The 14,180-nt window shown below is 74.5% G+C and carries 8 protein-coding genes; 3 read left to right on the top strand and 5 right to left on the bottom strand.

The features are described 5' to 3' along the window. The first annotated feature begins 65 nt into the window (after nt 1-65). On the top strand, nt 66-1,010 hold the full coding sequence (locus WME83_RS18160; protein ID WP_437320535.1) for a metallophosphoesterase: 945 nt from the start codon (nt 66-68) through the stop codon (nt 1,008-1,010). Between the two features lie 35 nt (nt 1,011-1,045). Here the strand turns inward: WME83_RS18160 and WME83_RS18155 are convergent, their stop codons facing one another. Together WME83_RS18155 and WME83_RS18150 are read right to left on the bottom strand one after the other, a co-directional pair. Then, nucleotides 1,046-3,037 carry an FTR1 family protein gene (locus WME83_RS18155; RefSeq protein WP_437320534.1) on the bottom strand — a complete coding sequence of 664 codons (1,992 nt, stop codon included), beginning with the start codon at nt 3,035-3,037 and terminating at the stop codon, nt 1,046-1,048. A gap of 90 nt (nt 3,038-3,127) precedes the next feature. Then, the gene (locus WME83_RS18150; protein WP_437320533.1) at nt 3,128-4,327 is read right to left on the bottom strand and encodes an aminotransferase class V-fold PLP-dependent enzyme; all 1,200 of its coding nucleotides are present in this window, start codon (nt 4,325-4,327) and stop codon (nt 3,128-3,130) included. 486 nt (nt 4,328-4,813) lie between these two features. On the opposite strand from WME83_RS18150, the gene WME83_RS18145 reads away from it, so the two are divergent. Both WME83_RS18145 and mutH read left to right on the top strand, forming a co-directional pair. Then, on the top strand, nt 4,814-8,368 hold the full coding sequence (locus WME83_RS18145) for a protein kinase domain-containing protein (RefSeq protein WP_437320532.1): 3,555 nt from the start codon (nt 4,814-4,816) through the stop codon (nt 8,366-8,368). Between the two features lie 219 nt (nt 8,369-8,587). Beyond that, on the top strand, nt 8,588-9,271 hold the full coding sequence (gene mutH, locus WME83_RS18140) for a DNA mismatch repair endonuclease MutH (RefSeq protein WP_129575458.1): 684 nt from the start codon (nt 8,588-8,590) through the stop codon (nt 9,269-9,271). An 18-nt stretch (nt 9,272-9,289) separates the two neighbouring features. On the opposite strand, the gene WME83_RS18135 is transcribed toward mutH, so the two are convergent. From WME83_RS18135 to WME83_RS18125, 3 genes are all read right to left on the bottom strand, one after another. Beyond that, a complete protein-coding gene (locus WME83_RS18135) occupies nt 9,290-11,023 on the bottom strand; it encodes a serine/threonine protein kinase (protein WP_437320531.1) in 1,734 nt (577 codons plus the stop codon). Nucleotides 11,024-11,307: 284 nt separating this feature from the next. After that, on the bottom strand, nt 11,308-13,425 hold the full coding sequence (locus WME83_RS18130) for a hypothetical protein (RefSeq protein WP_061627911.1): 2,118 nt from the start codon (nt 13,423-13,425) through the stop codon (nt 11,308-11,310). A gap of 145 nt (nt 13,426-13,570) precedes the next feature. Beyond that, nucleotides 13,571-13,801, bottom strand: a complete 231-nt coding sequence (locus tag WME83_RS18125) for a hypothetical protein (RefSeq protein ID WP_437320530.1) — start codon at nt 13,799-13,801, stop codon at nt 13,571-13,573. Nucleotides 13,802-14,180: the final 379 nt, after the last annotated feature.

The following is a 14,180-nucleotide window of genomic DNA, read 5'->3' as shown; positions in this document are numbered from 1 at the left end:
TGCCCCGCCAAGGGACAGTGCCGCTGTAGTATTGCAACGAATCTGGACGATCTGGCGGATTGCAAGTGAATCAGCAACCGGCCGGCGCGGCGCCGCGGCTCGGGCTCAGTTCGCGCGAGGCGAAGGCAGGGACGTTCGGCTATGCTGGAGACGTGCAGCGTGTCGTCGACCTCCCTGAGCGGGGCAGACTGATCGTCGCCACCGACTTTCAGGGCAATGTCGCGGATTTCGAGCGGATCGCCGAGATCTTCGAGCAGGCGGCGGCCGGCCCTGACGGGGCGGTGCTCGTCATTACGGGCGACCTGGTCCACGGGCCCGAGCTCGACGAGGGTGAATGGCCCGACTACCTGGGTTCATTCTACCGAGGCGATTCCGTGACCTTGTTGAAAAAGGCGCGAAGCCTCGCGGACCGGCACCCGGGCAGGGTCCATTACCTGCTCGGCAACCACGAGCACGCGCACGTGGGGGGTCCGGTGGTGGCGAAGTTCTTTCCAGACGAGGCCCAGCGGCTCGAGGAGCTCCTCGGTCCGGAGGACACGCTGGCGATGCGGAGCTGGTTCCGCGGATGGCCGTTCGTCGCCGTCGCACGCGCGGCCCGGCTGGTCATGCTCCACGCCGCGCCGCACGCCCGCATCCAGAGCCGGGAGGACCTGGACCGGCTCCCGCTCGACGGCTTCCTCGACGTGCCGCTGTCGGAGATGAGCCTGCAGGGGACGCTCGGCGCGCTGCTCTGGGCGCGGAGCACCTCGAGCGAGCGCGCCTACGCCTTTCTGCGCGCGCTCGACCCGGACGCTCGCGTGGCGGTCTTCGGGCACGACGTCGCGCGCTCCGGGTACGCGATCGAGCGCGAGCCGATGCTCTGCCTGTCGACGAGCTTCGGCTGCTACGACGGCGACAAGCTCTACCTGGAGTGGGATCTCGCCGAGCCCGCGGAGAGCGCGACCGCCGTCGCGTGGCGCGGGCTCCGGTCGCTGTACCCCGAGGCGCCGCGCGTCCACAGCGAACCCTGAGCGCCGCGGCGAGGACGCCGCGGCGGCGGCGACGGTCAGGCGGCAGGGCCGGGGGCGATCTGCGCAGGCGGCGCGGGCGGCTTCGGCGTGGCGTTCGCGTGGCGGCGCTCCGCGAGGATGCCGACGAGCGCGAGGATCAGCAGCACGAGCTGCGCTCCCAGCGTCTCGACGGTCGGGAAGATGCCGAGGGCGGGCACGCTGCCGAACGGCAGCGCGTGGACAGGCACCTTGCCGGCCATCTGGAGCGCGGCCACGCCCTGCCCGGCGAAGATGACCGCGAGCGCGTAGAGGAGGTAGCTGGAGATGCGGAAGAAGACCTGCGGGGGCGCGAACCTGCCGGCGCGCGTGTACGCCGCGACCAGCACGACGAGCACCACCGCGCCCACCACGGCGCCCGCGACGGCCGCGCTCGCGGACGCGTTCGAGGCGAGCAGGGCCTGGTAGAAGAGCACCGTCTCGAACGCCTCGCGGTACGCGGCGAGCAGCGCGACGCCGAAGAGCGAGAGCGCCGCGCGCCGCGGGGAGATCTGCTGCTTCAAGAACTTCATCCAGCGGGCGACCTCGCGCTTCGCGAGGAGCGAGTAGCTCACGTAAAAGAGCACCGCCGTGGCGAGGAGCGCCGTCACCCCCTCGATGAGCTCGCGCTGCGCCCCGGAGATCGCGACGAGGCGGGCCGAGGCGATCCACGTGAGGATCCCGAGCCCGATCGCGGTGATCCAGCCGAAGTGCACGAAGCGCCGCTTGTCCGCGAGCCCCGCCTGGGCGGCGAGGCCGAGGAGCGCGGCGATGAGGAGCGCGGCCTCGACCCCCTCGCGCAGGATGATGCCCGCGCTCGAGAGGGCCGTCGAGGCGAAGCTCTTCGGCGCCGACGCGGGCGACAGGAGCGACTCGGCGCGGCCGACGTCGCGCAGCAGCGCGTCCATCGCGGCGCCCATCTCGGCCGGGGACGCGCCCCGCTCGAGCTGGCCGCGGAGCTCCATGCTGCGGGCCTCGAGCGCCGCGGCGAGCGAGGCGTCGGCGGCGCGGACCGGGGCCTCGATCGGCTCGATCCCCTCGAGGTACGCGTCGATGAGGTGCCCGCGGGCCGCGTCGCGCTCTCCGCGCGCGATCGCCTGCCGCGCGCGCTCGATCTTCACGCGCACGAGGCCCAGCGGGGAGCGGGCGGCGCGATCCTCGTACGGCGCGCGGAGCCGCAGATCCGCGAGCACCGCGGCCTCGGCGTCGGCCGGGACGCCGGCGCTGCGGAGCTCCTCGCGCAGATCGGCGTCCGTGCGCGCCGAGAGCTCGGCGAGCGTGAAGGCCGGCGCGACGCCCGCCGGCGCCGGCGCGACGCCCGCGTGGCGCAGGGCCAGCACGTAGAAGGCGAGATCCCAGCGGTCGGCGTCGGAGAGGAAGTTGAACGGGACCATCGCCGTCCCGTCGACGCCGAACCGGACCGTGCTCACGACGCGGTACGGGGCGATCGCCTCGCCGCGCTCGGGGTCGTGGAAGTTCACGGGGCGCGGCGTGAACGTGGCCGCGCGGGCGGTGTCCGCGCGCCCGGTCTCGCCGTGGCACGTCGCGCAGTGCTCCAGGTAGAGGCTCTTGCCCCGCGCCGCGTTCGGCGCGGCGCGCGGCGCCTCCTCGATCTGGAAGGCGCCGACGAGCTCGGCGCGCAGCCCCGCGATCAGGGCGACGACGTCCGCGGGCGGCGCCTTCCGATCGAGCAGCTCGCGGAGCTTCGCGATGCGCGCCGCGAGATCGAACTCGCGCCCGGCCGGGATCGACGGCTGGATGCGCGCCGCGATCTTCGCGCCGTCCGCGGCGAGGGACAGCTGCTCGGCGTACTCGTCGGGCACCGTGACGACCCCGTTCGCGACGGAGCCGCCGTAGTCAGCGCCGATGTAGCCGAGGATGTGCACGAGCCGCTGCGCCTCGACCTCCGGCGGATCGCCCTGATCCGCGCGGGCCAGCGGCGCCCGCAGCAGCACGGCAGCCAGGCACAGGATGGCGAGCGTCCACCGGCCGCGCGTGAACTTGATAGTCATATTCAGAAAATAGCGTGGCCTGTACGCCGGGATCAAGGCGAAGGCGGGGTCGAGGGGATGGGATGGAACGAGCGTCCGTCGGCGGCGGAGCTAGCGGTCGAGCTCCTCGACGAGGGCGGCGACGCCGGCGTCGATCTCGGCGTCGGTGAGGTACGGCGCCGGGCCGATGCGGACCACGTCGCGGCGCGCGTCGACGAGCACGCCGCGCGCGCGGAGGCGCTGCACGACGTCGCCCGCCCGCGCGGCGCGGACGGCGACGAAGCCGCCGCGCCGCTCGGGCTCGCGCGGCGAGACGAGGTCGCCGCCGCGGCCCGCGGCGTCGAGGTGGCCGAGCACGCGCCCGGTCTGCCGCAGCGAGATCGCGCGCAGCCGCGGGACGGTGAGCCCGAAGCGATCCCAGTGATCGAGCACGGCGGCGGCGCGGTAGAGCGCGCACGGGTCGAACGTGGAGCCCGCGAAGCGCGCGCCCCCGGGCGCGTACCCGACGCCGCCGCCGCCCGCGAGCGCGCCGAAGTCGGCGAACCAGCCGGTGAAGGCCGGGCGCAGCGCGCAGCCGCGCGGGACGCGCATCCAGCAGAGCCCCTCGCCCATCGCCGCGTACTTGTAGCCGCCCGCGACCGCGAAGACGTGAGGCGTCGCGCTCCCCCACGCGATCGGGACGACGTTGAAGGCGTGATAGGCGTCCACGAGCGGCACGGCGCCGACCTCGGCCGCGCGCGCGACGATCTCGTCGAGGCGCGGCACCACCGTGGCGCTCTCGAAGAGCACGGCCGAGATCGCGAGCATCGAGGTGCCCGGCACGAGCGCGGCGAGCAGCCGATCGGCGAGCGCGTGGCGCGGCTCGACGCTCACCCACGCGACCTCGACGCCGTCCTCGGCGAGGCGCGCGAGCTGGCGCCGGAGCGAGTGGAACTCGCCGTCGGTGGTGACGATCCGCGGACGATCGCGCCGAGGGAGCGACGAGATCAGCCGGTAGACGAGCTCGTGCGTGTTCTGGCCGAAGGCGATGTCGTCGCCGCGATCGAAGCCCATCCGCTCCAGGATCGCCGCCCCGACCGCCGCGCGCTTCGGGAACACCGCGTCGTCCCACTTGTCGTCGACGAGCCGCGCGGCGTCGTCGAAGCACGCGGCGAGCGCGTCGCGCGCCACGTCGGGCCACGCCTGATGGGAATGGCCCGTGAGCAGGATGCGCGGCGCCGCGCCCTCGACGGGCGCGAGGAAGCGGGCGTACGCCGCGCGGAGCGCGCCGAGGTCGAACGAGAAGCCCTGCTGTTCCACGTCTCCCTGCATTCCAGCTCTTCGGCGCGGCCCCCGCGCGACGGACGCGCAGGGCGGCGGGCTCCGCGCGCGGTCCCGCTTAACCCACTTCGAGGTTCACTTCCACCCGCTCGATCCGCGCCGTCCCGCGCTGCGCGCTCGCCCAGTGCGCCCGGTTGCGTCCTCGGCGAGCGCGCAGCGCGGGCCGAGCGCGCTGTCGCGCCCGCCAACGGCCGAGGCGGCCGGGCCCGAGAGGTCCCGGGCCGCCCGCGCGTCGCGCGACGACGGCGCCGGCGCGCCGGCCTCGTCCACAACGTGGTCACCCCGGGCGACTCCGCGGAAAGCGCGGCGAGGGCGCGCCCCCGGCCGGTCCGATCATCGTAGGGGGAGGTGGCTCAATCGGAGCCCGGCGGAGCGCGCGCGCTCCGGATCGAGGTGGGAGGTTCCATGACGCGCGAGGATTGCGGCGGCGTGGGAGGGGGGCCGGCGCGCCGTCGCGCTAGACTGCGCCACCTGTCGATGCGACCGCGCGCGGAATACCTCGAAGGGCTCGTCGATCTCACGTCCCACGACGACCCGAACGTCCGGCGCGCGCTCTTCCGGCAGACGATCGCGTCGCTCGCGCTCGTCGACGCGCTCGACGGCTCGACCCCGCTCGACTCCCTCAGCCCGGATGGCCTGCTCCGGAGCGTCCAGACCGCCATGGCGGACGGGCTGCTCGACGATCTGAGCTGGCTCGCGCCGGCCGCCGCGAGCGTGGCGCTCTACGAGATCGCCGGCGCGCTGCCGCTCGGGCCCGAGCGGCGGGAGCTCGGCCGGCGCGTGCTCAACCAGCTCTACGCCGGCAACGCGGCGACGTTCGTCGCCCTCGCCACGCGCATGGCGGCCGGCTCGGCCCGTGGCCTCTCCGGCGCCGGCATCCGCGCCCGCGTGATGCTCTCGCTCTGGCTCCCCGCGGGCACGGACATCCCGGTCGATCCGCTCGCGCTGCTGCTCGCCTCGCGGCGCGAGCTGTCGCGCGACTGGATCGCGGCGCCCTCGACCGGCTCCCTGCCGGAGCGGCGCCTCGCCGCGCGCCTCCTCGAGCGCGCCGCCCGCGAGGCGACCCGCCGGGCCATGCAGGGCGACGACCTCCCGCTCCGGCTCTTCCGCAACGTGAGCGACGGGCGCCGGCGCGATCTCGACCGCAGCGCCGACGGGATCGCGCTCGCGTGGCAGACGCTCCTCGCCGATCGCGAGCCGCTCGTGTGGCGCCACGTCGCCGCGGCGCGCGGCCTGCTCGCGGGGGTGCTGCCCGACTTCGCCGAGGAGGTGCGCGGCCTGCTCGCCCACGATCTCTCCCCCACCGAGTGGCGGCGCGGCGCCGCGTCGCTCGCCGCGAGCGCCGCCGTGGATCCGGACGGCGCGCTCGGCCGCGCCGTCGAGCTCCTCCGGAGCCCGCTGCTCGCGCAGGACCCGGGCATCGCCACGGCGATGGTGTGGGGGCTCCCCGTCGCGGCCGACGCGGAGCCCGAGGCCGCCGACGCGCTGCTCGACGAGATCGCGCGCGCGGCCCCGATGGCGACGGCCGAGGCGATCGTCGAGCTCCGGCGCGACCTGCGCGGCGTGACGAGCCGCGGGGAGCCGTTCGGCGCCCGCGCGGCGGCGCGGTGCGCGCGCGCGCTCGAGGACGCGATCGATGCGCCGCCCAGCGCGCACGCCCGCGACGACGGCCTCGCGGCGCTCGCGCGCGTCGTCCACCGCGATCTCTCGATGGACGGCGCCGGGGTCGCGCTGCTGCGCGGCGCGCTCGACGGCGCCGTCGCGGCGTTCGTCGAGACCGGGCCGCGCGAGGCGCACGGCCGCGCGCTCGAGGCGTACGCCCTGGCGGCCGAGGTCGTGGGCGCGCTCGAGGAGATCGAGCTCTGCGATCTCGACGACGCGCAGAGCGCCGCGGCGCGCAGGGCCGCGGTGGGGCTCGTGCGCGAGCTCGACGCCGAGCTGCTCGGCTCCGGCCTGCTGAAGGGCCTCCTGCTCCTGAACCGCCGGCCGAGCGAGGACTCGACCGGCGTCGCCTCGCTGGACGACCTCGACGAGCGGCTCGCGCGGTGGCTGCTCCGCGCCGAGGGGTCCGCCGCGCGGCCCGGCTCGAGCGCCTCGCCGCCGCTGCACGTGACCGTGCACCAGCGCAACCTCCGCGCGCTCATCCACCTGATCGACGGCGAGAGCACCGACTTCGGCGGCGAGCCGGAGCTCAAGGCGCGCGTGCTCTCCCGCTGGACCGGCGCCATCGGCGTGCTGCTCGACCGGCTGCGCGCCGACCGCGGCTCGTCGCTCCGCCGCGCCATCGCCGCGTCCGTCGCCCGCGGCCTCGACGCGCTCGTGCGCGAGGGCGCGGCCGACGCGGCCGACATCTTCCTGCACGCCGCGATGCGCGGCGGCGACCCCGACGACCTCGACGTGCTCGGCCAGGCGAGCATGCACCCGGACGTCGCCCAGCTCCTGCGCGCCTACGCGCGGTTCGCGCGCGGCGGGCGCGAGGGCGGCGCGCGCGCGCCGAACGACGAGGAGGCCGCGGTGTCGCTCCGGTCGACGCGGAAGGGGGCGCTCGACGCGGAGCTCGCCGAGGCCGAGCGCGCGCGCGCGGCGCTCGAGCGCATCGCCGCCCTCGACGCGCTCGTCACGGCGCTGCCGGCGGGCGCGTCGCAGCGCACCGAGATCGTCCGCGGCGCGCTCGCCCGCCTCGCGCGCGCGCTCGGGGCGTTGAACGCGGCCCGCGCGCTCAGCGCGCTCACCGCGGCGGGCGACGGCGACGCGGACGCCTCGCCGCTCAGCGCCCTGGAGGACGCCCTGACGCGCCTCGGGCAGCTGACCGCCGGCGCCCGCCGCCGCTGCGGCGACCACCCGCCCTCCCCGCCCTCCGGCGCGGCCGAGCCGCTGCGCCTCGCGATCGAGGTCGCGCTGCAGGAGGAAGCGGACGCGGAGGCGAGCGTCGCGGCGCCCGTCGAGGCGCTCGTCTCGGCCGCGCGCGCGAGCATCCCGGGCGCGCTCGCCGACGTGGTCGCCCTCGTCGTGCCGCGTGTCATGCAGCTCCCGGTGCGGCGGCCGAGCGCGCCGGGCGGGGTCGCCCGGTCCGAGCAGCCGCTGCCCGCGTGGCTGCCGAGCCGCCGCACGCTCGGCGGCTTCTACGTGCACCGCCAGCTCGGCGGCGGCTCGCTCGGCACGGTGTTCGTCGTCACCCGCACCGAGGAGCGGCACGATCCGTCGGCCGAGCGCTTCGCCCTCAAGGTGCCCGAGTACGATCACACGGCGGCCCGGAGCGTCTCGGAGGCGGACTTCCTCCGCCTGTTCCGGGAGGAGGCGGGCGCGCTCCTCTCGCTGCCCGATCACCCGAACATCGCCCGCTTCGTCACGTTCGACGCGGGCGCCCGCCCGAAGCCGATCCTGGTGATGGAGCTCATCGAGGGCATCCGCTGCGACAAGCTGCTCGACGCGCGGGGCCTCACCTCGCGGAGCGCGGTGGCGCTGCTCGACGGCGTCCTCGCCGGGCTGGAGGCCATGCACGCGGTCGGCGTCGGGCACCTCGACATCAAGCCGACCAACGTGATCCTGCGCGGGGGGCGGGAGCCAGTGCTCGTCGACTTCGGCCTCGCCGGCCGCCACATCCGGCCCGGCTGCGCCACCGGCTGCTACGGCGCCCCCGAGATCTGGGGCGTCGTTCCGCCCGGGGCCACCGCGACCCCGCTCACGGCCGACATCTACAGCTTCGGCTGCCTCGCCTACGAGATCCTCACCGGCAAGACGCTGTTCGACGCGCCGACGGAGGTCGCCCTCATCACGGCGCACATCACGCACGACGGGCTCCCAGCGCCGGTCAAACGCCTCGCCGACGACCCGAGGACCGCCGACGTCGCGGCGTTCATGTACGCATGTCTACGACATAACCCACAGGACCGCGCGACCGCGACGTCCCTGCGCGAGATGCTCCTGCGCATCACGGGCCAGCTCGCCGACATGAGGTGGCCGGTCGACGACGGGCGGGCTCCGCGGCAAGCCGCCGGAGGATCCCGGAAAAATCATACAGGAAATTCCTGACATCTTTTTCCTCCGAATCCTGTGGGCGCAAGGTCGGATTTCGGCGGTAGGCTCTCTCTTGGCGGCGCGTTCGGGGGGGCCGCGTATCAAGGCCGCCATGGCCCCCGGGTCAGCGCTGCTCGATGTTCATCGACGTTCCGGCGCACCCCGGCGGCCAACCTATCTCGAGCGCGTCGGATCGCTGGAGTCGCGCCGCGCGATGCTCTAAGGGCGGCGTCGTTGATCCCCGCGCTGGAACCGCCTCGCGACGAAGCCGAGCTCCGATGCCGGGCGTCCGCGCTCGCCGGCCTGACGCTCGCGGATCTGGCGCGCGCGCTCGGGCGCGCGGTGCCCCGCGGCGGCGTGCGCACGAAGGGGGCCGCCGGCGCGCTCGTCGAGCGCGCGCTCGGCGCGACCGCCGGCTCGACGTCGAGGCCCGATTTCCCCCACCTCGGCATCGAGCTGAAGACGATCCCCGTCGACGGGGCCGGGGCGCCGCAAGAGTCGACGTTCGTCTGCTCGATCTCGCTCTCGGACGCCGATCGCGCGGAGTGGGAGACGTCGCGCGCCCGCGCGAAGCTGGCCCACGTGCTCTGGGTGCCGATCGTCGCCGCGCCGGGCGTGCCGAGCGAGGAGCGGCGGCTGGGCGCCCCGCGGCTCTGGCGCCCGACGGAGGCGCAGGAGCGCGTCCTGCGCGCGGACTTCGAGGATCTCATGGGGCTCATCGGCATCGGCGCCGTCGAGGGGCTGACCGCGCACGCGGGGCGCTGGCTCCAGGTGCGGCCCAAGGCCGCGAGCGGGCGCGCGAGGACGCTCGCGTTCGGGCGCGACGGCGAGCTGATCGCGGCGCTGCCGCGCGGCTTCTACCTGCGCCCGGGCTTCACCGGCGCCATCCTGAGGGATCCGGCCGCGATGCCGGCGTGATCGACGCGCGGGCGCGCGTCACTTGCAGGGGATGACCTTCTTGGTGCCGTCGGGCATCGTCGCGAAGCACGTCTCCATCGAGAGATCGCTGTTCACGGTCGAGACGGGGCGCGCCGGCTCGGGATTGCTGGCCGGCGCCGAGTCGGTCGCCCCCGTCGTGCGCGGGCGCCCTCGCCCGCCCGCGCTCCCGCGCTGCGGTTTGCCCGGCGCAGCGCTCGCCGCCGCCGTGCCCGCGGCGGACGGCCCGGCCCCACCGTCGGCCGCGGCCTCGGTCGCGCTGCCGCCCGCGTCGGCGGCGCCCGCGTCCGCTGCCCCCGCGTCGCTCGCGCTCGACGCGCTCGCGCCCGCGTCGGCGGCCTCCGGATCGCCCGCGGGAACGACCTTCGGGGTCGCGGCGGCGGTGTCCGTCGGCTGGGGCGACGGCGGCGCCAGATCAGTGGGCGTCGCGGTGTCTCCCGGCGCAGACGCGGCCGCCGGGGGGGCCGGGTCTCCCGCTCCGATGCCGAGCTGGCTGCGCTGGAAATAGAGCGCGCCCCACGCGCCCACGGCCACGGCGACGGCCCCCACCCCCACGTAGAGCAGCGTGCGCCCGCGGCGCGGGGCCTCTTCCTCCGCCGGGGGCGCAGAGCCGGCGGTGCGCGCCGCCTTGTCGGTCACCGACGGGCCGCCGCTGCTCGTGCGCGACGCGCGCGACATGGTCCGCGACATCGCCGCGCGCGAGGCCGGCGGAGGCAGATCGAGCTCCGCGGCGTGCTGGCGGAGGATCCCCGCGATGGTCGTGCGCGTCCCCGGCGCGGCGTACGGCGCGAGCGCCTGCACGAACTCCGCGATCGTCTGGAAGCGATCTTCCGGCTCGCGCGCGATCGACTTCTCGATCACCTCGACGAGGCCCTCCGGCACCTCGGGGCGGAGATCCTGGAGCGCCTCGGGCGGCGACGTGTAGATCTTCGCGCACAGCTCGGGGAAGCTGTCGGCGACGTACGGCGGCCTGCCGCCGATGATCTCGAAGAGGCACACGCCGAGCGCGTAGATGTCGGTGCGCGGATCGACGCTCTTCGACGAGCGCATTTGCTCGGGCGACATGTACAGCGCCGACCCGAGGATCGTGGTCGTCTGCGTGAGGGAGACGTTGCCCGTGTCGCCGGTGAGGATCTTCGAGACGCCGAAGTCGAGCACCTTGATGAGCGGGGCGCCGTCGGGGCGCTTCGTGAGGAACAGGTTCGCCGGCTTCAGATCGCGGTGGACGATCCCGAGCGCGTGCGCCTCCGCGAGCGCCTCGCACGCCTGGACGATGTGATCGATGCACTCGCCGATCGCGAGCGTGCCCGCCTCGTGCGCGTGGCCGGCGAGGTCCACGCCGTCGAGGAGCTCCATCACCATGTACGGCTCGCCGCTGTCCAGCGCGGCGACGTCGAGCACGCGCACGACGTGGTGCGTCTGCAGCTTGGCGACCGTGCGCGCCTCGCGCATGAACCGCTCGGCCGCCTCGGTGTACGACATGAACTCCGGGAGCAGGAACTTGATCGCGACGCGCGTATCGAGGTCGAGGTGCAGCGCCTCGACCACGAGCCCCATGCCCCCGCGGCCGATCGTCCGCTCGACGCGGTACTTGCGCGCAATGACGGTGCCAGGCGCGATCGTGTAGACGTTGTCGGCCTTGGATTCCCCCGCGCCGAGCGGGAACGCAGCCGTCTCCGGGCCGACGGAGTCCTCCCCTTCGGTCGAGTCCGGCTCACCAGAGGAGCGCGCCATCGAGCTAAGGTATACACGTCGCGCTTCTCCGAAGCGATTCCCCTCACGCCGCAGGAATGCAAAGCGTTGCGAAAAAATGCCTCCGAGGTGGGAGGAGCGCGCGAAAGAGGTGGAAGCGAGCGCGATTCAGGTCCTGCCTGGGCTCATGACGCACCGCGGGCGCATCGCCCCGACGTTTCTCGGGCGCAGCGCCCGCGGCGAGCGGGCGCGGACGCTCACTGCCGCTGCCTCAGGACCGGCATCGACCCGCGGCCGCGCCAGGTCGATGGAGGTTGACAGCGAGCTCAGCGGGTGCGCGCCGGCGGGGTCCGGGAGCGGCGCATGTTCGCCGTCGAGGAGGTCCGGTGCGGCCCCTCGGTGCCGTGCGCCGGCGTCTGCCGCGTGGCCTTGAGGTTGCCGAGATCGGCCTCGATCTCGACGCCGAGCGCGCGGCAGCGCCGGATGAGGCGCTCCAGATCGACCCCCGCCTCGATCAGCAAGCCCGAGGGGGGCGACGGATCGACGAACATCTCGGCCGCGGGCCTCCGCGTGCGGAGCAGCTCGCGGATCTCGGGATCCTCGATCCAGAGGAAGCCGGAGGCGCCGACGAAGCTCGCCTTGCCGATGACGACGCTCGCCTGGATGAGCATGCGCGAGATGGTGTCCGGCAGCGGAGCGACCGCCTCGATGCGCGAGCGCAAGGCGTCGCTGTCGAGCCCCACGGACAGCGCGCGCGCGATCGACGGCGGGGTGAGCAGGAGATCGACCTGATCGCCGACGCGCCCGATCTCGGCGAAGGCCGAGAGCCCGAGCACGGCCGAGACCTTGGCGCTCGCGCCGACGCGCAGCGCGTGCGCCTCCACGAACTTGCTCTTGCCGTTGTCCGAGCTCGGCGCCGAGCCGGCGAGCAGCGCCCGCCCGCGCGGCGTGAGCCGGAGCGCCAGATCCGCGCTGGCCACGTCCTCGGCCCCGCCGAGGTCGATGATCCCGAGCGCCGGCAGCGACTCCAGCGCGATCCGCCGCGTGATCTCGGGGACCTCCGGCGCCTCGACCGAGGCGCGCTCGGCCCAGCGGCGGACGAGCCGCTCGACCCCGGCGATCCGCTCGTCGGCCGCGAGGTAGCCCTGCAGCGACTGCCACGGCACCCAGCGGCCCTCGCCGAGGTCGTGCAGCGCGTCGAGCACCATCTCGCGGAGCGCGCCGATCGGGCTCGCGTCGCGGTTGTCGGACGCGACCCGGAGCACCTCCCGCTCGGCGCGCGCCTCATCCCACGCGCCGCCACGGCGCCATGTCGTGAACAGGAGCGGCGTCAGCTCCTGCACCTGGAGCGAGCCGGGCGGCGTGGCCGGCGACGCGGCCGAGGCGTCCCAGAGCCCGACCGCCCGCGACAGCGCGGCGACGAGCGCGACGCTCTCGACGTCCCGCCCGAAGCGCTGCCCCAGCCGGACGAGCAGCGACCGCGGCGTGCCGACGCCGGGGCGCACGTCGCTCCCCGGCTCGCGCACGCAGTAGGCGAGCGCCAGCGCGAGCATCCCCGGATCCGACGCGAACCGGGCGCGCCGCGGGGCGTGGTCCTCCTCGAGGACGAACGACCGGATCTGCTCCCGCCGCTTCTCGCGCATCCGGCGGCGATCCGCGCCCACGATGGCGGCGACCTCGGTCGGCACGACGTGGCGGTTCGGGTGGATCGGGATGAGGAAGGCGCGGCGCTCGAGCGCGAAGCCAGCGCCGCGCCGGCTCGCCGTCACCCCGCTCGCGCTGCGGAGGCGCATCGGCTCCCGCTCCAGATCGAGCAGCTCCTGCGTGTCGACCTCGCCGCCGACGGACTCGATCGCCTCGAGCAGGCGGCGCTCGACCGGCGCGAGGCGATCGATCTCCTCGCGGAGCCGGTCCGGATCGCTCAGCGTCTCCCAGGCGACCTCGAGGGACAGCGCGATGGGCGGCGTGGCGGGGCGGCCGAGGTAGTGCGTCGCGATCGCGCTCATCGTCTCGAAGGGCGCCTGCGCGAGCAGCGCCCGGATCGCCCGCGGGTCCTCGCTCTCCCAGCTCTTCAGCTGGACCAGGAACGCCGCGGGGAGCACGAGCTCGATGCCCTCGTCGGTCTTGCGCGCGTAGACCACGCCGCGCGCGATGAGCGGCTCGAGCCCGGCCGGGAGCGAGGGGACGACGAGCACGCCGCCGGCCTCCGCGATGCGGTGGAGCAGCTCCCGGCTGGCGGTCGGGAGCCGCGACGGATCGCGCACGTCGGGGAGGCCGACCAGCGCTCGAGCCGCCTGAGAGGGCGCGTCGATGCGCTTCGCCGCGTCGATGCGGATCCCCATGCGCGTGATGAGGCCCTTGAGCTCTGACTCCGGGAGGGCGCGGAGGATCGCGTCGAGCCGCCTCGGCGACTCGTCGAGCTCAGCCTCATCACTGCTCGCCATGCCTCCCGATTCGCGTGTCACCCGACCTAGCTCCTCATCTGCAGGATTCCCCCGCCCCGACTGTCGTCCGTTGGTCGTGGTCATGCGTTCGACCTATCTCCCGAAGTTCCGATGACCCACGTTAACCAGCGGAATAGCCAGCCTCCTAACGTACACCAGGATGCTCGTCCAGCTTCAAGAAATCGAGCACTTTCCTCCGACGTTCACAATTTTCTCCGTTCACAATTTCGTCGCGGGCCTCGGCAGCGTTCTCGCTCGGTTCTCGTTCGCGCATCGTTCGGTTCTCGTGGTGCTCGTGGTTCTCGTTCGCTCGTTCGCGGCGTCGTGCAACGCCATCGCCGGATTCCGGCTCAGGATTCCTGATGCTCACCGCCACTTCGCTCTCCGCCTGAGCCGTCTCGAGGTCTTGTGTCGTACGGCGGAGCCGCACGCAATCGCACGACCTCGCACGCACGCGCATGCGCCGGTGCGGTCGCGCGACGCGCGGCCATGGCACGTCGCTACACTACGCTCGACGTCGACCGCGACATTCCGCGCCGGCGTGTCTGCCCGCCGCCGCGAGGATTCCGTCGCGCGCCGCGCTCGCTGCGCCGCGGTGTCGCGCACGCGGCATGGCCACCGGGGGAGCCGACCGGGTCGCCCCATCGCCCGCGAGGAACGCTCCCCGACGTGCCGCGCTTGCCTTCCCGTAGGCTCGCGTGGGAACGTCGCGCACCTCCTTGATTTCCCGCCCCTGTCCGATGCGCATCATGCTG

It is taken from the genome of Sorangium sp. So ce385 (assembly GCF_051474135.1).
Lineage (GTDB): Bacteria > Myxococcota_A > Polyangia > Polyangiales > Polyangiaceae > Sorangium > Sorangium cellulosum_D.
This window is presented reverse-complemented; position numbering and strand designations above follow the sequence as displayed.